Below are 22,101 nucleotides of genomic sequence, written 5' to 3' on the forward strand. Positions count from 1 at the left end.
GTACTCAGCTTTCCGGCGTTTGCTCAGCCAGCGCCACAGCGCGGAACATCGCACGACGCTTGTTCAGGGTTTCTTCCCATTCCAGCGCCGGCACCGAGTCGGCAACGATGCCGCCACCGGCCTGCACATGCAGCTCGCCGTTCTTGATCACGGCGGTGCGAATCGCAATCGCGGTGTCCATGTTGCCGTTCCATGCAAAGTAGCCCACCGCACCACCGTAGACGCCACGCTTGACCGGCTCCAGCTCGTCGATGATTTCCATCGCGCGGATTTTCGGCGCGCCGGACAACGTGCCGGCCGGCAGAATTGCCCGCAGCGCGTCCATCGCCGTCAACCCGGCTTTCAACTGCCCGGTGACGTTGGAAACGATGTGCATCACGTTAGAGTAACGCTCGATCACCATCTTCTCGGTGAGTTTCACCGAGCCGATTTCCGAAACGCGGCCGGTGTCGTTGCGACCCAGGTCGATCAGCATCAAATGCTCGGCGATCTCCTTGTCATCGGACAGCAGGTCTTTTTCCAGCGCCAGATCGGCCTCTTCGTTGGCCCCACGTGGACGGGTGCCGGCAATCGGTCGTACGGTGATCAGATTGTCTTCGACCCGCACCAGCACTTCCGGCGAACTCCCCACGACATGGAAGTCGCCGAAGTTGAAGAAGTACATGTAAGGCGTCGGGTTGAAGCAGCGCAGCGCCCGGTACAGATCAATCGGCGCGGCCTTGAAGTCGATCGACATGCGCTGGGACGGCACGACTTGCATGCAGTCACCGGCGAGGATGTATTCCTTGATGGTGTCGACGGCTTTTTCGTAATCGTCCTGGGTGAAACTGGAACGGAAGATCGGGTCAGCAGACTGCTGCTTGCTGAAATCCAGCCCACGGCGCGGGGTGATCGGTTGGCGGAGTTTTTCCAGAAGCTCCTGCAACCGTGCCTGACCTTGTTCGAATGCATCCTCTTGGGATGGATCGGCCAGAACAATGGCGTGCATCTTGCCGGCGAGGTTATCGAACACCACCACAGCGTCGGACACCATCAGCAGAATGTCCGGCACGCCCAGCGGATCCGGGTTCGGGCATTTGCCCAGACGCTTCTCGACATAACGCACGCAGTCGTAACCGAAGTAGCCCACCAGGCCGCCATTGAAGCGTGGCAAGCCGACGATGGTCGGCACGTTGTACCGGGCCTTGAAGGCTTCGACGAAGGCCAACGGGTCTTCGGCTTCGTGGCTTTCGATCTCGATGCCGTCATGGGTCACGCTGACGTGATGGTCATGGACCCGCAACACGGTGCGGCATGGCAAACCGATGATCGAGTAACGGCCCCACTTTTCTCCGCCCTGAACCGATTCCAGCAGATAGGAATTAGGCTCGTCAGCCAGTTTCAGGTAGATCGACAGCGGCGTGTCGAAGTCGGCAAGGGTTTCGCAGGCAAGCGGGATACGGTTATAGCCGGCAGCGGCCAAACGCAGGAATTCTTCGCGGATCATGGGGTAGCCTCGTGGCTTGAGGGTCTAACAGTCAGGTATGCAAACGCGCCGGATAACCGGCCAGAATCGAGTCAGGCGCGCCAACGCCAGCGGGCCAGGGCCTTGATGACTTTCATCCAGAGTTTGCGAGTGACCACCACGATGGCGTTTCCAGAAGGGGGTTGAACAGCGTCGGGCAACGTTATCCCAGAGGCTGAATCCAGGCAACCGGGAATTAGCTTGCGCAGATCGTCGATGACCAGCGCCGGCAATTCTTCGGCAATCGGCCGGCCATGGTTATAGCCATAGCTGAGCGCTACGCACTTGACCCCTGCCGCTTTCGCCGCCAGCACATCGCTGCGCGAATCGCCGACGAACAAGGACTGTGAAGCCGGGATGTTGGCCATCTTCATCACAAAGAACAGCGCTGCAGGATCGGGTTTCTTCTGCGGCAAGGTATCGCCGCCGATGATCCATTTAAAGTAGCGACCGATCTTCATCTGATCCAGCAGCGGCGCGACGAAGCGCTCCGGCTTGTTGGTGATCAGAGCCATTTCCACGCCTTGCTTGTGCAGCCATTTCAGGGTGTCGCGCACGCCGGGGTAAACAACGGTCAGCTCATGGCTCTCGCTGTAAGCCTCCATGAAAATCTCCAGCGCGCCTTCCGCCTCGCCGTCATCGACCGTCGAATGGTCAATGCCACCCGCCAGCGCTCGACGAACCAGCACCGGAGCACCATTGCCGACCCATTCGCGGACAGCGTTCAGGCCGGCAGGCTGTCGACCGAGCTTGAACAGCATGTTATCCACAGCCACTGCAAGGTCCGGGACCGAATCGATCAGCGTGCCATCCAGATCGAACATCACCAGCCGCGGCAGAGACCCCGGGAACAGCTGTTCAAAGCCACTCATGGGCGAGCCAGCGCCAGCTCGGAACGCATCTTCTCGATCACTTCCTGATAGTTCGGCGCATTGAAGATGGCCGAGCCCGCAACGAAGGTATCGGCGCCAGCAGCGGCGATTTCACGGATGTTGTTCACGTTTACACCGCCGTCGATTTCCAGGCGAATGTCACGACCGGAAGCGTCGATCAGGGCGCGTGCCTCACGCAGCTTGTCGAGGGTGCCTGGAATGAATTTCTGCCCGCCGAAACCCGGGTTTACGCTCATCAGCAGGATCATGTCGACCTTGTCCATCACGTACTTGAGTACATCCAGCGGCGTTGCCGGATTGAACACCAGGCCCGACTTGCAGCCGCCCTCGCGGATCAGTTGCAAGGAGCGGTCGACGTGCTGCGTGGCTTCCGGGTGAAAGGTAATGTACGTCGCCCCCGCCTCGATGAAGTCACCGACGATACGGTCTACCGGGCTGACCATCAGGTGCGCGTCGATCGGCGCGGTCACGCCGTACTTGCGCAGCGCCGCGCAGACCATCGGGCCGATGGTCAGGTTGGGTACGTAATGGTTGTCCATGACATCGAAGTGCACGAAGTCGGCGCCAGCGGCCAGGACGTTGTCCACTTCTTCACCCAGTCGGGCGAAGTCAGCGGAGAGAATCGACGGAGCAATTACGAAGGGCTGCATGACGCACCTTTTCTGAGCAGAATCACGATGGCGCGCATTGTATACCTCATGCTTTGACGCGCGCACCGTGAGCGCGATGATCAGTAAGCCGCTCGGTAGATCTTCTCGATATCGACGGCACTCAACTTGCGTGGATTATTGCGCATCAGGCGTTCGATCCCGGCGGCTTCCACGGCCATGGCCGGGATCGCGTCTTCGGGCACGCCGAAACTGCGCAGTCCCTGAGGAATTTCCACCGCAGCGCACAGCTCGGTCATCGCCTCGACCGCTTTATCCGCCGCTTCGTTAGCGCTCAGATGAACAGTCTTCACCCCCATGGCCTCGGCAATATCTTGCATGCGCTCGACGCAGGCCATCTTGTTCCACGTCATCACATAGGGCAGCAGCAGCGCATTGCTGACACCGTGGGCAATATTGAACCGCCCGCCCAGGGGATACGCCAACGCATGCACCGCGCCAACACCGGCATTACCAAACGCCATGCCGGCCATCAGACTGGCGGTGGCCATGTCTTCGCGTGCCTGCAGGTGGGTCGGGTTGGCGTAGGCCTTGGGCAATGCCTTGGCGATCAACTTGATCGCACCAATGGCCAAGGCGTCGGTGATCGGCGAGGCATTGACCGACAGATAGGATTCGATGGCATGTACCAGCGCGTCGACGCCACTGGCCGCGGTGACACTGCGGGGGCAGGTCAGGGTCATCTGTGGACTGACCAGCGCCACGTCCGGTAATAGATAGTCGCTGACGATGCCTTTCTTGAGTTGCGCAACCTTGTCGGAGAGGATCGCTACATTGGTCACCTCCGAGCCGGTACCCGCAGTCGTCGGGATGGCAACCAGCGGCGGACCTTTGCGGGGCACCTGATCGATACCGAACAAATCCTCCAGCGCGCCGTGATAACCCGCATAGGCCGCAACGCTCTTGGCGATGTCGATCGCACTCCCGCCGCCCAACCCGATCAAGCCGTCATGCCCGCCGTCACGGTAAACCCGCATGCAGTCTTCGACGATGGCGACTTCCGGGTCCGGTAGCACCCGGTCAAATATTTCGTAGGTCCGACCGCCCAGCTGCGCCAGCACCAGCTCGACTGTGCCGGATTTGACGAGGGCGGCATCGGTGACGATAAGCGGGTTGTCGACATCCAGGCGTGTCAGCTCAGCGGCCAACTGCTCGATGGCACCTGCGCCGGTGATCAGTTTGTGAGCGATTTTGAAAGAGGAAAGACTCATGTGCGCAGCCTCTTATAGATAGGGGAGCTGGGCACAATAGTAGCTGGGGATTGGGGTTTGTCTGGTATTCAGGCCATGAATGACCAGCGATCCCGAGAAACACAAAAAACAACTGTAGGAGCTGCCGCAGGCTGCGATCTTTTGATCTTAAAGAATCAAAGTCAAAAGATCGCAGCCTGCGGCAGCTCCTACAGGGACCGCGTTACACCTGTGCTGTACGCAGTTTCTCGCTGCGCCCCCGCAGCCATTCCAGGGTCAGCAGCAGGATCACCGAGAAAGCAATCAATAGCGTCGCCGCAGCGGCAATCGTCGGGCTGAGGTTTTCGCGGATGCCGCTGAACATCTGCCGAGGCAAGGTCGCTTGTTCAGGACCGGCGAGGAACAAGGTCACCACCACTTCATCGAATGAAGTCGCGAAGGCAAACAGCGCACCGGAAATCACGCCGGGGGCGATCAACGGCAACGTCACTCGACGAAACGCAGTGAGTGGCGAAGCGCCCAGGCTGGCCGCCGCACGCACCAGGTTGTGGTTAAACCCCTGCAATGTCGCCGACACCGTAATGATCACAAACGGCACACCCAGTACCGCGTGCACCACTATCAGCGAAAAGAAGCTGTTGCCCAGCCCCAGCGGCGCAAAAAACAGGTAGCTGGCCACACCGATGATCACCACCGGCACCACCATCGGTGAAATCACAAGCGCCATCACCAAGGCTTTGCCCGGGAAGTCGCCACGGGTCAATCCAATCGCCGCCAGCGTGCCGAAAATCATTGCCAACACGGTGGCTGCCGGTGCGACGATGATGCTGTTCTTCAACGCGCGCATCCATTCCGCCGAGGCGAAGAAGTCCTGGTACCAGTGCAGTGAAAAACCTTGCAGCGGATACACCAGGAAACTCCCGGAGTTGAACGACAACGGAATGATCACCAGCACCGGCAGAATCAGGAACAACAGGATCAGTGCGCAGAGGATGCGCAAACTGTAGAACCACACCCGCTCGATGGGCGACATATAAGGATTCAGCATTTCGTTCTCCCTTAGCTAAGGCGCAGGCGACTGGCGCCCACCAGCCAGCTGTAAATCAGATAAAGCACCACAGTCGCCAGCAGCAGCAACCCTCCGAGTGCGGTCGCCATGCCCCAGTTGATGCTGGTGTTGGTGTAGAAGGCGACGAAGTAGCTGACCATCTGATCGTTCGGGCTACCGAGCAAGGCCGGGGTGATGTAATAGCCGATGGCAAGGATGAACACCAACAGGCAACCGGCACCGACGCCGGCATAGGTCTGCGGGAAGTACACCCGCCAGAAACTGGCAAACGGGTGGCAGCCCAGGGAAATCGCGGCGCGCATGTAAGTCGGCGAGATGCCTTTCATGACGCTGTAGATCGGCAGGATCATGAACGGCAGCAGGATGTGCACCATCGAGATGTAAACACCGGTGCGGTTGAACACCAGCTCGAGTGGCTTATCGATAATGCCCATGGCCATCAGGCCGCTGTTGATCAAACCACCCGACTGCAGAAGCACGATCCAGGCCGCAACCCTGACCAGAATCGAGGTCCAGAACGGCAGTAGCACCAAAATCATCAGCAGGTTGCTTTGACGGGATGGCAGGTTGGCCAGCAGGTAGGCCAATGGATACGCCAGTACCAGGCAGATCGCCGTGATGATCAGCCCCATCCAGAAAGTCCGGGCGAAGATGTCGAGGTAGATCGCCTGATCAGGCGTCGCCGGGGCAATTTCGCCGAGGTCGTCGATACGGTGATCGACAGCTGCCAGCAAGTAGTACGGCGTGATGTTGCTGGTGTTACGGCGCACCGCCTGCCAATAGGCCGGATCACCCCAACGCTCGTCGAGACTTTCCAGCGCTTCCTTATAAGAGGCGGGCTCGGTGGCGAACGGCAAGGCGCGGGCGGTTTTGGTCAGCAGGCTGCGGTAGCCGGCCAACTCCATGTTCAAGCGCTTGGACAGATCGCCCAAGGTCTGGTTTTTGCGGGCTTCGGCGAGGTCTTCGCTGGCAGCTTTGTAAACCGGTTCAGCGGGCAAGCCGCGGCCGTCCCAGCTGGCAATGGCAGCCACGGTACGCGGCATGCCGCCGACAACTTCCGGGTTACCCACACTTTTGTAGAGCAGCGCCACGATCGGCACCAGGAACACCAGCAACAGAAACAGCACCAGTGGCGCGATCAAGGCCTGGGCCTTCCAGCGGTTGATCCGCTCGGCATGCTTGAGCCGCTGCTTCAAGGTGGGATCAGTGCCCGCGTTCAGGGGAATGGCGGTAGCCATGGCGTACTCCGGAAATCTTTGGATGGGCGACATCACCCTGGGTGATGCCGCATTGCATCAACTCGCACCTGTAGGAGTTGTCGAGTGCAACGAGGCTACGATCTCTTGATCCTGGAAAATCAAAGTCAAAAGATCGCAGCCTTCGGCAGCTCCTACAGACGAAGCATTACTTCGCAGCCCATGAATTGAAGCGCTGTTCCAGTTGCTCACCGTTGTCAGCCCAGAAGCTGACGTCGATCTGCACCTGGTTGGCGATGTTTTCCGGGGTAGTCGGCATGTCTTTCAGGACATCCTTGGCGAGCAACGGCACCGCTTGCGTGTTGGCCGGGCCGTAAGCGATGTTTTCCGAATAGGTCTTCTGCTGCTGCGGCATGACCGAGAACGCGATGAATTTCTTCGCCGCTTCAGCCCGCGCCTTGTCCAGACCCTTTGGAATGGCCCATGCGTCGAAGTCGTAGATACCGCCGTTCCAGACAACTTTCAGATTGCTTTCTTTTTGCACCGCAGCGATTCGGCCGTTATAGGCCGAGCTCATGACCACGTCACCGGAGGCGAGATATTGCGGCGGTTGCGCACCGGCTTCCCACCACTGAATGCTTGGCTTGAGCTCATCGAGCTTCTTGAACGCGCGATCCTGACCGTCTTTACCGGCCAGTACTTTGTAGACGTCCTTCGGCGCAACGCCATCGGCCATCAAGGCAAATTCCAGGGTGTACTTGGCGCCTTTACGCAGGCCACGCTTGCCCGGGAATTTTTTGGTGTCCCAGAAATCCACCCAGCTGGTCGGTGCGGTTTTCAGCTTGTCGGCGTTGTAGGCCAACACTGTCGACCAGACGAAAAAGCCAACGCCGCAAGGCTGGATGGCGCCTTTGACGTAGTCTTCGTTCTTGCCGAACAGCGCAGGGTCGAGCTGCTCGAACATGTCTTCGTCGCAACCACGGGACAGTTCCGGCGATTCAACTTCCACCAGGTCCCAGGACACGCTCTTGGTGTCGACCATGGCTTTGACCTTGGCCATCTCACCGTTGTATTCGCCGGCCACGATCTTACCGTTACCCGCCGCTTCCCAAGGCGCGTAGAAGGCTTTGACCTGCGCGGCCTTGTTCGCCCCGCCAAAGGACACCACGGTCAGATCCGGCCCCGCTGCCATCGCGTGTGCCGCACCGATCATGCCCATTACCAGGGCTGTGAATTTCAGGGATTTCAACATTTATATTGTTCTCCACGTGCAGGGTTGGTGTAGCAGGGGGCGATCAATTCGCCTCTAGAAGCGGGTCGAGTGCACGAACGTGTTCGACCTGCCAGCCAAGCGGTACCACGTCGCCGACGGCCAGCGCGGGATCGAGCTCGGCAATCGGTTGTTTCACAAAGAAGTCGGTCTTGCCGCAGACTTCCAGACGAACCCGGACGTGGTCGCCCAGATAGATAAATTCCGCCACCCGCCCCGAGAAACGGTTGACGCAGGACTCGCTCGAACCATTGAGGCTCACGCGTTCCGGTCGAATCGACAACGTAACGGGCTCACCGGTCTTGCCGACATTGACCGCCAGGGCTTCAACCTTCTCACCACGCGCCAGCTCGACCACGCAGCGATCACCCGTCTGGCTGTGCAGGCGCCCATTAAGGCGGTTGTTCTCCCCGATGAAATTGGCAACGAAGGTGTTCTTCGGCTCTTCATAGAGGGAGCGCGGCGGCGCGATCTGCTGGATCTCGCCCTGATGGAACACCGCGACACGGTCGGACATGGTCAGGGCTTCTCCCTGGTCGTGGGTCACGTACACCACGGTCACGCCGAGACGCTGGTGCAGATGCTTGATCTCCATCTGCATGTGCTCACGCAGTTGCTTGTCGAGTGCGCCGAGAGGTTCGTCCATCAGCACCAGTTGCGGCTCGAACACCAGTGCGCGGGCCAGCGCCACACGCTGCTGCTGGCCACCGGACAGTTGTGCGGGATAACGCAGGGCGAAGGCGTCGAGCTGAACCATGCTCAGGACACGTTTGACCCGGTCGCTGACATCGCTTTTGTTCAAACCGCGCACGGTCAGCGGGAACGCGAGGTTCTCGGCCACCGTCATGTGCGGGAACAACGCGTAGTTCTGGAACACCATGCCGATATCACGTTTATGTGGCGGCACGTTGTTGATGGAACGACCACCAAGCAGGATCTCGCCTGCGGTCGGCGTTTCGAAACCGGCGAGCATCATCAGGCTGGTGGTCTTGCCGGAACCGGACGGGCCGAGCAAGGTGAGGAATTCACCTTTGCGAATGTCCAGGTTGAGGTCTTTGACGATCAGGTTCTCGCCGTCGTAGCTCTTTTGCACTCCACGAAAGCTGACCAGAACATCGCTGGCCCCTGCGCTTGAATCGACCTGGCTCATACCCACACCTTTGTTAGTGATGACTGCTGTGGACTAAGCCTAGTGGACGCCGGGAGCCACGCAAATCGGGGGGCAGGAGAGATTCGCCTCAGCCGGATGGAAGGTTGGGGGTAGGGATTGCCCTACAAGGATGGCGCGTTTTGGCAAGCCCCGCGGCAAGCGATCAGCTACAAGCCGCAAGAACAGGCAAATACTCGTGAACGGGGTGTCGCAGATGGATATGTCGACGCGATCCCTTGTAGGAGCTGCCGAAGGCTGCGATCTTTTGATTTTGGTGCCAGAAAGAAAGATCAAAAGATCGCAGCCTTCGGCAGTTCCTACAGGGAATCCATATGCAGATTTAGAGGAGTTTGTGTTCCATCGCGTACTTCACCAGTTCCGCCAGGGAGGTGATGTTAAGCTTCTGCATCAGCCGCGCCTTGTGGGTGCTGATGGTTTTGCTGCTCAAGGCCAATTGCTGGGCGATATCGTTGACGTTGGCGCCTTGGGCGAGGCGTTCGAACACCGAAAACTCTCGCTCCGAGAGCAATGAATGCAAGGGCCGGGAATCGGTCAGACCTACCTCGAACACCATTCGGTCAGCCAGGTCCGGATCGATGTAACGCCCACCGGCCGCGACTTTGCGGATCGCCGTCAAAAGCAGTGCGGGGTCGCTGTCCTTGGTTGCGTAGCCCGCTGCGCCGACCTTTAAAGCCCGGGCGGCCATTTGCGCCTCATCGTGCATCGACAACACCAGGATCGCGGGCGGATTGTTCAGCGCCCGAATCCGTGGAATGGCTTCCAGGCCGTTGACGCCAGGCATGGAGATATCCAGCAGCACCACCTCGCAGGGCACATGTCGCAAGATCTCGAGCAACTGCTCGCCATTGCTCGCCTCCCCCACCACCAACAAATCCTTGGCCAGGCCAATCAACTGCTTGATGCCTTCACGAACGATGGTGTGGTCTTCGGCTACCAGTACACGGATCACAGACTTCTCCATTCTTCTTAATGTCAGAGCCAGGAACATTCGCGAGCAGGTGCTCCAACAAATACCTCAGGCCGCCGCCAAAGGAACACGCACGATCAACGTCGTACCCTCCCCCGGCTCACTGTCGAGCGACAACTGCCCGCCCATGATCAACACACGTTCACGCATGCCGACCACACCAAAGGATGTTGGCCGACCGGTCGTGGCGACAAATCCTACGCCGTCGTCGCTGACGGTCAGACACAGTTCGTCGCCTTCACGCACCAATGTCAGTTCGACAGTATGCGCTTGGGCATGCCGCATGACATTGGTTAGCGCCTCCTGAAGAATCCTGAACAAGCCGATGGCCATCCCATCACTGAGCGCGGGCAGATTGTCCGGTACTTGCACCAGACACGGAATCTGCGTACGCGCTTCGAAACGCCGGGCCTGCCATTCAATTGCTGAAGCAATACCGGCGTCGAGAATCGGCGGACGGAGCGCCGTCGCCACATCGCGCACGAGCTGGAACAACTGGGCGATCAAACGCTTCATGCTGTTCAGGCGCTCGTTCAGACCAGGGTCCAATTGTGCGTAGGCCAATTCGCACATGGAAGTTTCCAGCTTCAATACGGTGAGCATCTGACCCAACTCGTCGTGAACCTCACGCGCGATACGAGCTTTCTCCTCCTCCCGCACGCTTTCCAGATGTGCAGACAATTCACGCAGTTGCTCGCGGGAACCCGCGAGCTCGAGTTCGATGCGTTTGCTCTCGCTGATGTCCCAAACGATCCCGTCCCAGACGTAGGCGCCATCCTCAAGGCGTCGGGTAATCGCCTTGATTTCAGCCCAGCGTTGCTCGCCCTGGCGGGTCAGGATTCGTCCTTGCCATGACCAGTCACTGTCGGTGTCCAGAGCACGGTCCTGGGTCTGGTGATAGCTCGCCTTGTCATCGGGATGCACCAGACTGCGCAGGCCTTTGTCGCGATGAGCCAACGTCGCTGGCGAATAGCCAACCAGACTCTCGCTGCCTTCACTGATGTAGGCAAAATCGACCTGCCCTGTCACCGGCGCTCGCTCCAGTCGAAAGACCAGACCCGGAACGTTAGCGGCAATCCCTTGCAGCCGCGCTTCACTTTCCTGCAACGCAGCCAGAGCACGACGGCGCTCGGTGACGTCATTGAGGTACACCACCAGGTATTCGCCGTCGCGAAAACGCAGGAAACTCAGCGACACATCCGTCGGCAGAATGCTGCCATCGGCACGCACACAGTTGGTTTCAAAGGATTGCGGCCCCTCTTCGCTGGCCCTGGCGCGTTTCCACAGGTTCAACCAGCGATCCATGTGCAAACCTGGCTCGAAGTCGATCAATGGCCGATCAATGATCCCGTCCGCCGTATAACCGAGCATGGTTTCGGCGGCACGGTTGGCATAGCGCACATGACTGTCCCAATTCACCCACAAGATACCGACCGTACTTTGGTCGATGGAAAACTGGGTGAGTCGCAAGGCCTCTTCGCTGGCCGTGCGCAACGCAATATCTTCTCGTGCGGCCAAAAGGCGCTGCTCCAGACTGTGCTGCTGCCGACGCTGCCAAAACACAATGGCCATGCTGCTCAGCATGATCACGGCCAACAGAAGACAGAGGTTTTGCCAGAACCCCGGAGACTCGGTCAGGCGCGGGTATTTGGGTTGCAGCCATTGGTTGTGCAGTTGCTCCAGGTCCTTGGCAGGGATCGCTCGCAGGGCACTTTCGACGATCCCCGCCAGTTCAGGCCAGTCACGACGCGTGGCCACCCGCAGCAACTGCGGTAAGCCGATGTCGCCGACGACCACCAGCCCCGCGAACTCGGGCTCGGCGGACAGCCGTCCCAATTGCGCTTCGTCGACCACGGCGTAACTGGCTTGTTGACTCAACAGGAGTTGCAACGCCTGGCGCTCGATGGGCACGCCTTGCAGATTCAAATGCGGAAAATTGCTACGCAGGTAGTCAGCCGTGGCACCCGGCATGCGCACTGCCACCCGGGTCTGGCTGTCGAGTTTTTCCAGCTCCACTGCACCGTTGCTTTTCTGGTCGCTGACGACCAATTGCGGCACCCGCATGTAGGGGTCTGAAAACTGCCAAAGACGCAAACCACCGGGGGTTTGAGTCAACCCCGGCGCGAGGTCGATCTCCCCTTCGCGCGCAGCCGTTTCCAGTTGCGCAAGGTCGGGATAGTTTCGCCAGCTCAGCTCGATCTTGAGCGCTTTGGCCAACCACTTCATCAGCTCGACGTTGACACCGGACAGGCGCTGCAAGCGACGATCGTATTGGGCATAGGGCGCCTGCAGAACCAATCCAACCCGCAATTCGCGGTGGTCTTCCAGCCATTGCTGTTGCCCCTCTGACAACTGGGCAACGTGTGCCGGTGGCGCGGACGCCGCCCAGCTCATCAAGGGAACCCAAAAGCAGCCGATAACCCACAGGCAGCGAAAACGCATCATTGAAGCTCCGCACACTGACAAACACTGACCAACCCATTAGGCTGCCCGAATCACTTCTGGCCTGGAATATCCGATGCCCCCTGTCTACCGCCTGGCACTGCCAGCATTGTGCCTGTCGCTGATCCTGCCTTGCGCCTTTTCAGTTGAGGCGGCTGATCCGGTTCCGGCGCAAACACCCACCGAAGCAAAACCGGTCGAACGCGAGCCGCTGCCTGAACGCAGCCAGGAAGAGGCCGCAGCGCTGGAGCGAACGATCCCCGCAGCGGAACAGCAACAACTGCAAGCCGGCGCCGACACGTTTCTGTCGCTATGGAAACCGGCCAATGTCGCTGAGCCCAAAGGCGTAGTCATTATCATCCCGGGCGTCGGCGAAACAGCTGACTGGCCTCAAGCAATCGGTCCATTGCGACGCCAATTACCGAACGCCGGCTGGAGCAGCCTGAGTATCACCTTGCCGGACTTGCAAAGCGATGTCATTGCGCCTCGAGTCCTCGACGTACCGCCCACCATCAAGGCACCGGATGTCGGGAGCAAGGATTCCACGACCGCCGCGCCTATCGAACAAGCGGCAGGCGGGGAAGCGGACGTGGCTGACAAAGTCGTGGTCGACAGTAGCGAAGAACACGCCAAGGTCGACGCCGAACGGATTTTTGCGCGCCTGGATGCCGCTATTGCCTACGCCGAACAGCAAAGCGCCCCCAGCATCGTGGTATTGGGGCACGGCACTGGTGGTTACTGGGCAGCTCGATATATGAGCGAAAAGCAACCGTCGCAAGTCGAGAAACTGGTGATGGTCGCTGTCCAGACACCCGCCAAGGCGAAACCCGAACTGACCGAACTCACGCCAACCCTGAAGCTACCCACAGCGGACATCTTCTACATGGACAAGCCGCTCGATCGAAACGCAGCGCTGGAGCGATTGCAGGCGAGCAAGCGATTGAAGACGTCGGCGTTCAGTCAGGTGTCGCTGAAATCACTGCCGGGTAATGCCAAGGATCAACAGGAGCAACTGGTGCGCCGGGTACGTGGCTGGTTGAGTCCTAATGCTGCTGATTGAGCGAAAAAGCAGAAGATCGTCCGAAGGCACGGGATGCATTCGGACGATTGTTTGATCTTGTGGATGGCTAACGAAAATCCCGCCGCTGACGAATCAACGTGTAGGCGTTATGCAACTCCCGCGTTTTGTCAGTCGCCTCCCGAACCTGCATCGCCGTCGCGCCACTGCCGGCAATTTTGTCCGGATGATGACGACTAAGCAGGCGCCGATAGGCGTGCTTGATCTGCGCCGGATCGCTGGTAGCGGACACGCCCAATAACCGCATTGCGTCCTGATAGGTCAGCGTACTGCTGACCAACGGACGTTTCTGTGGCTCGTAATCGGTCGCCAGTGCCTGTACCTGCCGGGAACTCCAGCCCAGCCACTTGCCCCACAGCGCAATCAGCTCACGCTCACTGCGCCCCGCCTGGCCGTCGGCCCAGATCATTCGCCAGCAGGCGCGCAACACCCCTTCTGCCGCGAAAGGCTGGGCGCTCAAGCGCCTCAAATGACCGCGCAAACGGTCATGCCCGGATTTGCCTCTATTGAAAGCGGCAATCGCTCGGCGCTGGGCTGACTCGGTCATTTCCAGCGCGCGCATTTCCTGACGGGCTTGCTGGATGTGCCCATCCACGACGCGCCCGTCACACTTCGCCAGCCGTCCAAGCAGCACAAACAACAGTTCGTCGTTACGCAGTACAGGACGGCCACCGAGCTTTTCCCGCAAATGCCCCCAGCTCTGCAGCTGCAAACGCCGGTCAAGCGCCTGCCCTAACAAGGCGCCGAGCATGGCCCCCGGGATGCTGGCTATGGCAAAGCCGGCTCCGGCTCCAATCAGAGTCCCTGGCCACAACATGTCAGCGGCTCGCTTCTATCAAGGTTTCCACTTCAGCCAGGCGCTCGTGAGTACCCACATCTACCCAGTGTCCGCTGAGGCGTTCGCCGGTGACCTGCCCGGCCGCCATCGCTGTGCGCAGCAGCGGCGCGAGTTTGAAGGCGCCTGCCGAACACCCGTCGAACAGCTGCGGATGCAGCACGGCAATGCCGCTGTAGGTCAATGTTTCAGCACCCGGCTCACCGTCGCGAACGTGACCGTCGCTCAGACTGAAATCGCCGGTCGGGTGATGAGGCGGGTTGTCCGCCAGCACCAGATGCGCCAACCCGGAGATAGGCTGGTGCAACATGCTGAAGTCATAGTCGGTCCAGATATCACCGTTGACCACCAGGAACGCATCGTCGCCCAATAGCGGCAATGCACGGAAAATACCGCCGCCAGTTTCCAGTGGCTCACCTTCCGGCGAGTACTGGATTCGAACGCCGTACTGCGATCCGTCACCCAGATAGTTTTCAAGCTGCTGACCGAGCCAGGCGTGGTTGATCACAATTTCGGTGAAGCCCGCGATTGCCAGGGCCTTCAAGTGATACTCGATCAGCGGCACACCACCGGCACGAACCAGCGGTTTGGGCGTGGTCAGGGTCAGCGGGCGCAAGCGCTCGCCTTTGCCTGCCGCCAGAATCATCGCCTTCATGCTGTTACTCCGCCGCGCAGGCTGTCCAGCAAAGCCCTTAGCTCAGCCAGCTCAGGTCGGCGCGCGACAACGTTCTCTATATAAGCAAAGAATCGCGGTACGTCCGCCAGATAACGCGGCTTGCCGTCGCGGTGACAGATGCGGGCGAAGATGCCGATGACTTTCAAGTGACGCTGCACGCCCATAAGATCACTGGCGCGCAGGAAATCTTCTACATCCGGCTGAACCGGAATGCCCAGAGCGCCCGCTTGTTGCCAGTAATCTTGCAGCCAACCGCGTACACGCTCTTCAGGCCAGCTGAGAAAAGCGTCCTTGAACAGACAGGTCACGTCGTAGGTCACTGGGCCATAGACCGCGTCCTGAAAATCCAGCACACCGGGGTTGGGTTGGCTGAGCATCAAGTTGCGCGGCATGTAATCGCGGTGGACCAGCACTTTCGGCTGTGCCAGTGCGCTGTCGATCAACAGATCGCTGGCTTTCTGCCAGAGTGCTTGCTGAGCGGAATCGAACTCGATGCCCAATTCATGCTTGACGTACCACTCTGGGAACAATTCCAGCTCACGCCGCAGCAAGGCCACGTCATAACTTGGCAACGGCGCCACCATTGGCAGTTGCTGAAAAGCCAGCAACGCTTGCAGCGCATCCTTGAACAGATCATCGGCGTTTTCGCTGTTGATCACGTCCAGGTACGTCTTGTTTCCAAGGTCATTCAGCAGAAGAAAGCCGCGTTCAAGGTCTTCGGCATAAATTTTCGGCACGTTAATTCCGGATTTCTCCAGCAAAAAAGCAATATCCACGAAGGGTTTGCAGTTTTCCTGAGGCGGAGGTGCGTCCATCACGACGAAACTCCTGCCCTCGCCCTCCCAGCGAAAATACCGCCGAAAACTTGCGTCACTGCTGGCAGCAGTCAACGTGGCCGGGGGTACGGCACCCCAGCCCTGATCTGCGTAGTGAATCGCCAATTGCTCATCGAGCCAAACTTTCAGGTGTTGCAAACGTACATCTTGGTCAGGCATTGCAAGGGTCTCCGACGGCGCTAGCCGTCAAGCGGGTCATGCTTTATTATCCAGCATCTTTTTCAGACCATCGAGAGGCGTGCGGCCCACACCGCGGGCAGATGGCACGCAGGAAGCCCGGACTAATAAGATGGCATTGAAATCCCCCGCGTTTCGTAAAAAATTTCCGTTGTTGGTAACCGGCAGTCTGCTGGCCCTGCAACCCCTAGCCACTTCGTTCGTGGTCGCCGCGGAACAGTATGACTGCTCAGTCTCTGCTTCGGGTGCCTGGGACTGTGCGCCAAAATCGCCAGCGGCTGCCCTGCCTCCTCGCCCCGTCCATGACGGCAGTGCGGTAGGCGCGAGCGGCGAGACACCAGCCGACGGCGGTTCCAGCGAAGACACCGGCGCCAAAACGGCACTGGTGACCGAGGCCAAGGGACGCGGATTGAAGTCGCGCAGTGCAGACTACAGTCACCTCGACTGGGTTCCACGCGAAAACCTCACAGCAGCACAATTGGCCGAAACAGGTCCTTACTGCTCTGGTTCCTATATCGAACCGATTCGTCCTGGCATGAATGACAAGACGAGTAAAAGTGACGCCCCGACCTTCCTCGGCGCCAAAGCCTCCCGGTACAAGCAGGATGAGCAGGTCGCGACCCTGGCCGGTGACGTCGTCATGCGTCAGGGCAGCATGCAGGTCGAAGCCGACGAAGCGAATCTTTATCAGGCTGAAAGCCGTGGCGAACTGAGCGGCAATGTCCGGGTTCGTGACAATGGCGCCCTGATCGTCGGCGACCACGCTGATGTCCAGCTCGACACCGGCGAAGCCAAGGTCGACAACGCCGAGTACATTCTTCACAAGTCACGTATTCGCGGTAGCGCCCTGTACGCCAAACGTGCCGAGAACGCGATCATCCGCCTGAAGGATGGTACGTACACCACGTGCGAACCGAACAGCAACGCCTGGCAGCTCAAGGGTAATAACATCACCCTTAACCCGGCCACCGGCTTCGGCACCGCGACCAACGTGACACTGCGGGTCAAGGACATTCCGGTTCTTTACACGCCGTACATTTACTTCCCGATCGATGACCGTCGCCAGTCCGGCTTCCTGCCGCCGACTATCGGCACCGGCACCGATACCGGCTTCATGCTGGTCACGCCGTACTACTTCAACCTGGCGCCGAACTACGATGCCACGTTGTACCCGCGTTACATGAGCAAGCATGGCTTGTTGATGGAAGGCGAGTTCCGCTACCTGACCCCGTCCAGCGAAGGTCAGTTCGGTGCTGCTTACCTCAACGACGAGGACACCGAACGCAGCCAGCAGAGCGATTACGAAAAAACCCGCTACATGTACAACTGGCAGCACAAAGGTGGCCTCGACTCGCGCGTCTTCACGCAGGTCGATTACACCAAGATCAGCGACCCGTATTACTTCCAGGATCTGCAGACTGACCAGATTGGTGTGAAAAGCGCTGATTATGTGAACCAGCAGGGTTCCGTTAGCTATCGCGGCGACAGCTATACCGCTCGACTGAATGCCCAGGCTTATCAGCTGGCAACTGTCTCGAACATCACGCCGTATGACCGTTTGCCGCAGATCACCTTCAATGGTGCACTGCCCGAACAGCCAGGCGGCTTGAATTTCTCCTATGACACTGAGCTCGTGCGGTTTGATCGCGACCTGAAAAACGGCAACTTCACCGATGAAGATGGCAACGTTTCTCCGCGACTGGATACCAACGTACAAGGCCTGGCACGCGCCAATGGCGATCGCCTCAACCTTGCACCCGCTGTCAGCCTGCCGCTGGACTGGTCCTATGGTTTCCTGAAACCACAGCTCAAATACCAATACACCCAGTACCAGCTGGATCTGGATAGCATCGGTAAATCTCAGATCGCCGCTCAGAATGCTGAACAGGACAAGCTCAACGGCACCTTCGACACCAACCAGAATCGTGGCGTACCGATTGCCAGCATCGACAGTGGTCTGTACTTCGATCGCAAAACCACATGGTTTGGCAAAAACTACAACCAGACACTTGAACCGCGTTTGTACTACCTCTACGTCCCAGAGACGGACCAGGAAGACATTCCGGTATTCGACACTGGCGAATACACCTTCAATTATTCGTCACTATTCCGTGACAACCGCTTCTCCGGTGCCGACCGCGTCGGTGACGAGAACAAGCTGGCCCTGGGCATCACCAACCGCTGGATCGAAGACAACGGTTTCGAGCGTCAACGCATCAGCGTCGGTCAGGCGTTCTATTTCAAGAACCGCGAAGTCCAGTTGCCAGGTATCGACGCCAAGACCCGCGAAGATGCGAAATCCAAGGTTTCGCCTTATGCGCTGGAATACGAATATCGCTGGAACCGCGATTGGCGTACGACCGCCGATTACAACTGGGACCCGGATACCCGCAGCCCTCGCTCGGGCAGCGCGATGTTCCATTACCAGCCTGAAGACAACCCGAACAAGGTTATCAACGCCGGTTATCGTTATCGCAACGACCAGATCCGCTACGACCAGAACACCGGTAAGTGGCAAGTGGGCGGCGGTGACTACGGTACTCCAGGCCAACCTGGCTACGTGAAGGACTATTACAAGATTCAACAGCACGACTTCTCGGTGATCTGGCCGATCGTGCCGCAATGGAACCTCATCAGCCGCTGGCAGTATGACTACAACCGTAACCGTACCCTGGATGCCTTCGGTGGCTTCGAGTACGACAACTGCTGCTGGAAACTGCGCGTGATCAACCGCTACTTCGTCGACTACGACGAAACCAGCCAAGACGCTCCGCAAAACGAAAAAGGCGACCATGGCGTCTTCCTCCAAATTGTTCTGAAGGGACTCGGCGGCCTCACCGGCGCCAAAGTAGAGAGCTTCCTCGACAAAGGCATCCAAGGTTATCGTGAACGTGAAGACCAAGCTTTCTGATTGTCTGCGCCCGCTAGTACTGGGCGCGCTGTTCCTGGGTACCGCGGCCAACGCCGCGGTGCAGTCCATCGATAAAGTGGTGGCCATCGTCGACAACGACGTGGTCATGCAGAGCCAACTGGACCAACGGGTTCATGAAGTTCAGCAAACCATCGCCAAGCGTGGCGCCGCTGCGCCGCCGCCTGGCGTGCTGGATCAGCAGGTGCTAGAGCGCCTGATCGTCGAAAACCTGCAACTGCAGATCGGCGAACGCTCCGGCATCCGTATTACCGATGAAGAACTGAACCAGGCTGTCGGCACCATTGCACAGCGCAACAACATGACCGTGGATCAATTCCGCGCAGCCCTGACTCGCGATGGCTTGTCTTACGACGACGCCCGTGACCAGATCCGTCGCGAAATGATCATCAGCCGTGTACGTCAGCGTCGCGTGGCCGAGCGCATCCAGGTGTCCGAGCAGGAAGTGAAAAACTTCCTCGCTTCCGACCTTGGCAAAATGCAGCTGTCCGAAGAGTTCCGCCTGGCCAACATCCTGATTCCTACACCGGAAAGCGCCAACTCCGACGCGATTCAGAATGCTGCCAAGCAAGCGGACGCGGTGTACCAGCAGCTCAAGCAAGGCGCTGACTTCGGTCAGTTGGCAATCGCCAAATCCGCCAGCGAGACAGCACTGGAAGGTGGCGACATGGGCTGGCGTAAAGCTGCTCAATTGCCACCACCGTTTGACCGGATGCTGAGCACAATGGCGGTTGGGGACATCACCCAGCCAATGCGCACTCCAGGTGGCTTCATCATCCTGAAGATTCTCGACAAGCGTGGCGGCGAGGCCCAAGTGCGTGACGAAGTTCACGTGCGTCATATCCTGGTCAAACCTAGCCCGATCCGTGATGAAGCAAAAACCAAAGCCCTGGCTGAGTCGCTCTACACACGTATCGAATCAGGCGAAGACTTCGGCGAGCTGGCCAAGAGCTATTCGGAAGACCCGGGCTCTGCCCTCAACGGTGGCGACCTGAACTGGATCGACCCGAATGCACTGGTGCCTGAATTCCGTGAAGTGATGGCCAACACCCCGCAAGGCAAGCTGTCCAAGCCGTTCCAGACTCAATACGGCTGGCACGTCCTGGAAGTCCTTGGTCGCCGCGCTACCGACAGCACCAACCAGGCTCGCGAGCAGCAAGCAATGACCGTACTGCGTAATCGCAAGTACGACGAAGAGCTGCAAACCTGGCTGCGTCAGATCCGTGACGAAGCGTACGTAGAGATCAAACTCCCTGGTGCAGACCAGGCAGCGCAGTGAAACCCCAACGTTTCGCTCTGACACCCGGCGAACCAGCCGGCATAGGTCCTGACCTGTGCCTGCTGCTCGCCTCGCAAGCCCAGCCACACCCCCTGATTGCCATTACCAGCCGCGACCTGCTCCTTGAGCGCGCCGCGCAGCTGGGTGTGGTTGTCGATCTGCTTGCAGTAACTCCCGACAATTGGCCAGATACCCCGGCACCGGCAAACAGCCTGTACGTGTGGGACACTCCGCTCAACGCCAAAGTCATCGCCGGGCGACTGGACAAGGCCAATGCTGCGTTCGTGCTCGAAACCTTGACCCGAGCGGGCCAAGGCTGCCTGGACGGGCATTTCGCCGGCATGATCACCGCGCCCGTCCACAAAGGCGTGATCAACGAGTCGGGGATCGCCTTCTCCGGGCACACGGAATTTCTCGCCGACCTGACACAGACCGCGCAAGTGGTGATGATGCTGGCGACTCGCGGATTGCGCGTGGCGCTTGTCACCACTCACCTGCCCCTTCGCGAGATTGCCGATGCAATCACACCGGAGCGCCTGGAGCGGGTCACTCGAATCCTGCACGCCGATCTGCAAGAAAAATTCGGCATTGCCCAGCCACGTATCCTGGTCTGCGGACTTAACCCGCACGCCGGCGAAGGCGGTCACCTGGGCCATGAAGAAATCGACATCATAGAACCTACATTAGAGCGCCTGCGTGGCGAGGGCATGGACCTTCGCGGCCCCCTCCCCGCCGACACTCTGTTTACCCCCAAATATCTGGAGCACTGCGACGCGGTGCTGGCGATGTACCACGACCAGGGCCTGCCAGTGCTGAAGTACAAAGGCTTCGGCGCGGCAGTGAACGTAACTCTGGGCTTGCCAATCATCCGCACGTCGGTCGACCACGGCACAGCCCTGGACCTGGCCGGCAGCGGAAGAATTGACACCGGCAGCCTGCAAGTCGCCCTGGAAACCGCCTACCAGATGGCCGAGACCCGTTTATGACCGAGCATTACCAACACCGCGCGCGCAAGCGTTTTGGCCAGAATTTTCTGCACGATGCGGGTGTTATCGACCGTATCCTGCGTTCCATCCATGCCAAGACTGAAGACCGCCTGCTTGAAATCGGCCCGGGTCAGGGTGCACTGACACAAGGCCTGCTCAGCAGTGGCGCGCAACTCGACGTGGTTGAACTGGACAAAGACCTGATCCCGATCCTGAACCAACAGTTTGGCGGCAAGAGCAACTTCAACCTGCACCAGGGTGATGCACTGAAGTTCGACTTCAACAGCCTGAATGCAGCCCCGGGCAGTCTTCGGGTCGTCGGCAACCTGCCGTACAACATTTCCACGCCGCTGATCTTTCACCTCCTGCACAACGCCAGCCTGATCCGTGACATGCACTTCATGTTGCAAAAGGAAGTGGTCGAGCGCATGGCTGCTGGCCCGGGTGGCGGTGACTGGGGTCGTCTGTCGATCATGGTTCAGTACCACTGCCGCGTGGAGCACTTGTTCAACGTAGGCCCTGGCGCGTTCAATCCGCCGCCTAAAGTCGATTCGGCCATCGTGCGCCTGGTGCCTCATGCGGTGCTTCCGCACCCGGCCAAGGATCACAAACTGCTGGAGCGCGTCGTGCGCGAAGCCTTCAACCAGCGCCGTAAAACCTTGCGTAACACCCTGAAGCTGCTGCTCAGCAATGACGAGATCGAAGCGGCCGGAGTCGATGGCAGTCTGCGCCCGGAGCAACTCGATCTGGCCGCGTTCGTACGCCTGGCCGACAAGCTCAGCGAACAAGTCCTACAGAAACCCGCCGCAGACTGAGACGAACGAACGTTATCGGGTAAGACACCAGCCGTCAGGTCTGGTTTACTACCCGATACTTGGCCTAGACTGAGTCCTATCAGCTACGCCCCGCGTCCCGCTTCGTTTTTAAGGCCTCTT

At 59.1% G+C, this 22,101-nt stretch carries 18 protein-coding genes; 5 read left to right on the forward strand and 13 right to left on the reverse strand.

Translation table 11 applies throughout. The features are described 5' to 3' along the window. Positions 1 to 4: 4 nt before the first annotated feature. From trpE to ACA063_RS26540, 10 genes are all read right to left on the reverse strand, one after another. Entirely contained in the window at positions 5 to 1,486 is a 1,482-nt protein-coding gene (trpE, locus tag ACA063_RS26495) for an anthranilate synthase component I (RefSeq protein ID WP_497663930.1), read from the reverse strand. 71 nt (positions 1,487 to 1,557) lie between these two features. Further along, entirely contained in the window at positions 1,558 to 2,376 is an 819-nt protein-coding gene (locus ACA063_RS26500; protein ID WP_162436280.1) for a phosphoglycolate phosphatase, read from the reverse strand. Continuing rightward, entirely contained in the window at positions 2,373 to 3,047 is a 675-nt protein-coding gene (gene rpe / locus ACA063_RS26505) for a ribulose-phosphate 3-epimerase (protein ID WP_008035979.1), read from the reverse strand. The genes ACA063_RS26500 and rpe overlap by 4 nt, the downstream gene beginning before the upstream one ends. 80 nt (positions 3,048 to 3,127) lie before the next feature. Beyond that, positions 3,128 to 4,276, reverse strand: a complete 1,149-nt coding sequence (locus tag ACA063_RS26510; RefSeq protein ID WP_497663931.1) for an iron-containing alcohol dehydrogenase — start codon at positions 4,274 to 4,276, stop codon at positions 3,128 to 3,130. A 202-nt stretch (positions 4,277 to 4,478) separates the two neighbouring features. Next, positions 4,479 to 5,303: an ABC transporter permease gene (locus ACA063_RS26515; protein ID WP_497663932.1), complete on the reverse strand. Its 825-nt coding sequence runs from the start codon at positions 5,301 to 5,303 to the stop codon at positions 4,479 to 4,481. Between the two features lie 11 nt (positions 5,304 to 5,314). Further along, a complete protein-coding gene (locus ACA063_RS26520) occupies positions 5,315 to 6,562 on the reverse strand; it encodes an ABC transporter permease (protein ID WP_497663933.1) in 1,248 nt (415 codons plus the stop codon). Between the two features lie 166 nt (positions 6,563 to 6,728). Further along, a complete protein-coding gene (locus ACA063_RS26525) occupies positions 6,729 to 7,772 on the reverse strand; it encodes an ABC transporter substrate-binding protein (protein ID WP_497663934.1) in 1,044 nt (347 codons plus the stop codon). 43 nt (positions 7,773 to 7,815) lie between these two features. Further along, positions 7,816 to 8,940, reverse strand: a complete 1,125-nt coding sequence (locus ACA063_RS26530) for an ABC transporter ATP-binding protein (protein WP_497663935.1) — start codon at positions 8,938 to 8,940, stop codon at positions 7,816 to 7,818. Positions 8,941 to 9,280: 340 nt separating this feature from the next. After that, positions 9,281 to 9,910: a response regulator gene (locus ACA063_RS26535; RefSeq protein WP_162436274.1), complete on the reverse strand. Its 630-nt coding sequence runs from the start codon at positions 9,908 to 9,910 to the stop codon at positions 9,281 to 9,283. A gap of 66 nt (positions 9,911 to 9,976) precedes the next feature. Next, the gene (locus tag ACA063_RS26540; protein WP_497663936.1) at positions 9,977 to 12,373 is read right to left on the reverse strand and encodes a PAS domain-containing sensor histidine kinase; all 2,397 of its coding nucleotides are present in this window, start codon (positions 12,371 to 12,373) and stop codon (positions 9,977 to 9,979) included. A 73-nt stretch (positions 12,374 to 12,446) separates the two neighbouring features. Here ACA063_RS26540 and ACA063_RS26545 point away from each other — a divergent pair, with 73 nt between their 5' ends. Continuing rightward, a complete protein-coding gene (locus ACA063_RS26545; RefSeq protein ID WP_497663937.1) occupies positions 12,447 to 13,430 on the forward strand; it encodes an alpha/beta hydrolase family protein in 984 nt (327 codons plus the stop codon). Between the two features lie 67 nt (positions 13,431 to 13,497). Here ACA063_RS26545 and ACA063_RS26550 read toward each other — a convergent pair whose 3' ends face one another. The 3 genes from ACA063_RS26550 to ACA063_RS26560 are packed head-to-tail and all read right to left on the reverse strand — an operon-like array spanning position 13,498 to position 15,954. Beyond that, positions 13,498 to 14,265 carry a DnaJ domain-containing protein gene (locus ACA063_RS26550; RefSeq protein WP_497663938.1) on the reverse strand — a complete coding sequence of 256 codons (768 nt, stop codon included), beginning with the start codon at positions 14,263 to 14,265 and terminating at the stop codon, positions 13,498 to 13,500. A 1-nt stretch (position 14,266) separates the two neighbouring features. Next, a complete protein-coding gene (gene murU / locus ACA063_RS26555; RefSeq protein ID WP_497663939.1) occupies positions 14,267 to 14,938 on the reverse strand; it encodes an N-acetylmuramate alpha-1-phosphate uridylyltransferase MurU in 672 nt (223 codons plus the stop codon). Next, positions 14,935 to 15,954 (reverse strand): aminoglycoside phosphotransferase family protein, encoded by a 1,020-nt coding sequence (locus ACA063_RS26560; protein ID WP_497663940.1) that lies wholly within the window; start codon positions 15,952 to 15,954, stop codon positions 14,935 to 14,937. Before ACA063_RS26560 ends, murU begins: the two co-directional genes overlap by 4 nt. Positions 15,955 to 16,084: 130 nt before the next feature. Between ACA063_RS26560 and ACA063_RS26565 the strand changes: the two genes are divergently transcribed. The 4 genes from ACA063_RS26565 to rsmA are packed head-to-tail and all read left to right on the forward strand — an operon-like array spanning position 16,085 to position 21,981. Further along, the gene (locus tag ACA063_RS26565; RefSeq protein ID WP_497663941.1) at positions 16,085 to 18,883 is read left to right on the forward strand and encodes an LPS-assembly protein LptD; all 2,799 of its coding nucleotides are present in this window, start codon (positions 16,085 to 16,087) and stop codon (positions 18,881 to 18,883) included. Next, complete coding sequence (gene surA, locus ACA063_RS26570) at positions 18,864 to 20,180, forward strand: peptidylprolyl isomerase SurA (RefSeq protein WP_194693792.1); 1,317 nt, start codon at positions 18,864 to 18,866, stop codon at positions 20,178 to 20,180. Before ACA063_RS26565 ends, surA begins: the two co-directional genes overlap by 20 nt. Further along, complete coding sequence (gene pdxA / locus ACA063_RS26575; protein WP_497663942.1) at positions 20,177 to 21,166, forward strand: 4-hydroxythreonine-4-phosphate dehydrogenase PdxA; 990 nt, start codon at positions 20,177 to 20,179, stop codon at positions 21,164 to 21,166. Before surA ends, pdxA begins: the two co-directional genes overlap by 4 nt. Further along, positions 21,163 to 21,981: a 16S rRNA (adenine(1518)-N(6)/adenine(1519)-N(6))-dimethyltransferase RsmA gene (gene rsmA / locus ACA063_RS26580; protein ID WP_497663943.1), complete on the forward strand. Its 819-nt coding sequence runs from the start codon at positions 21,163 to 21,165 to the stop codon at positions 21,979 to 21,981. The genes pdxA and rsmA overlap by 4 nt, the downstream gene beginning before the upstream one ends. Positions 21,982 to 22,101 lie beyond the last annotated feature (120 nt).

It is taken from the genome of Pseudomonas sp. LBUM1643 (assembly GCF_059716215.1).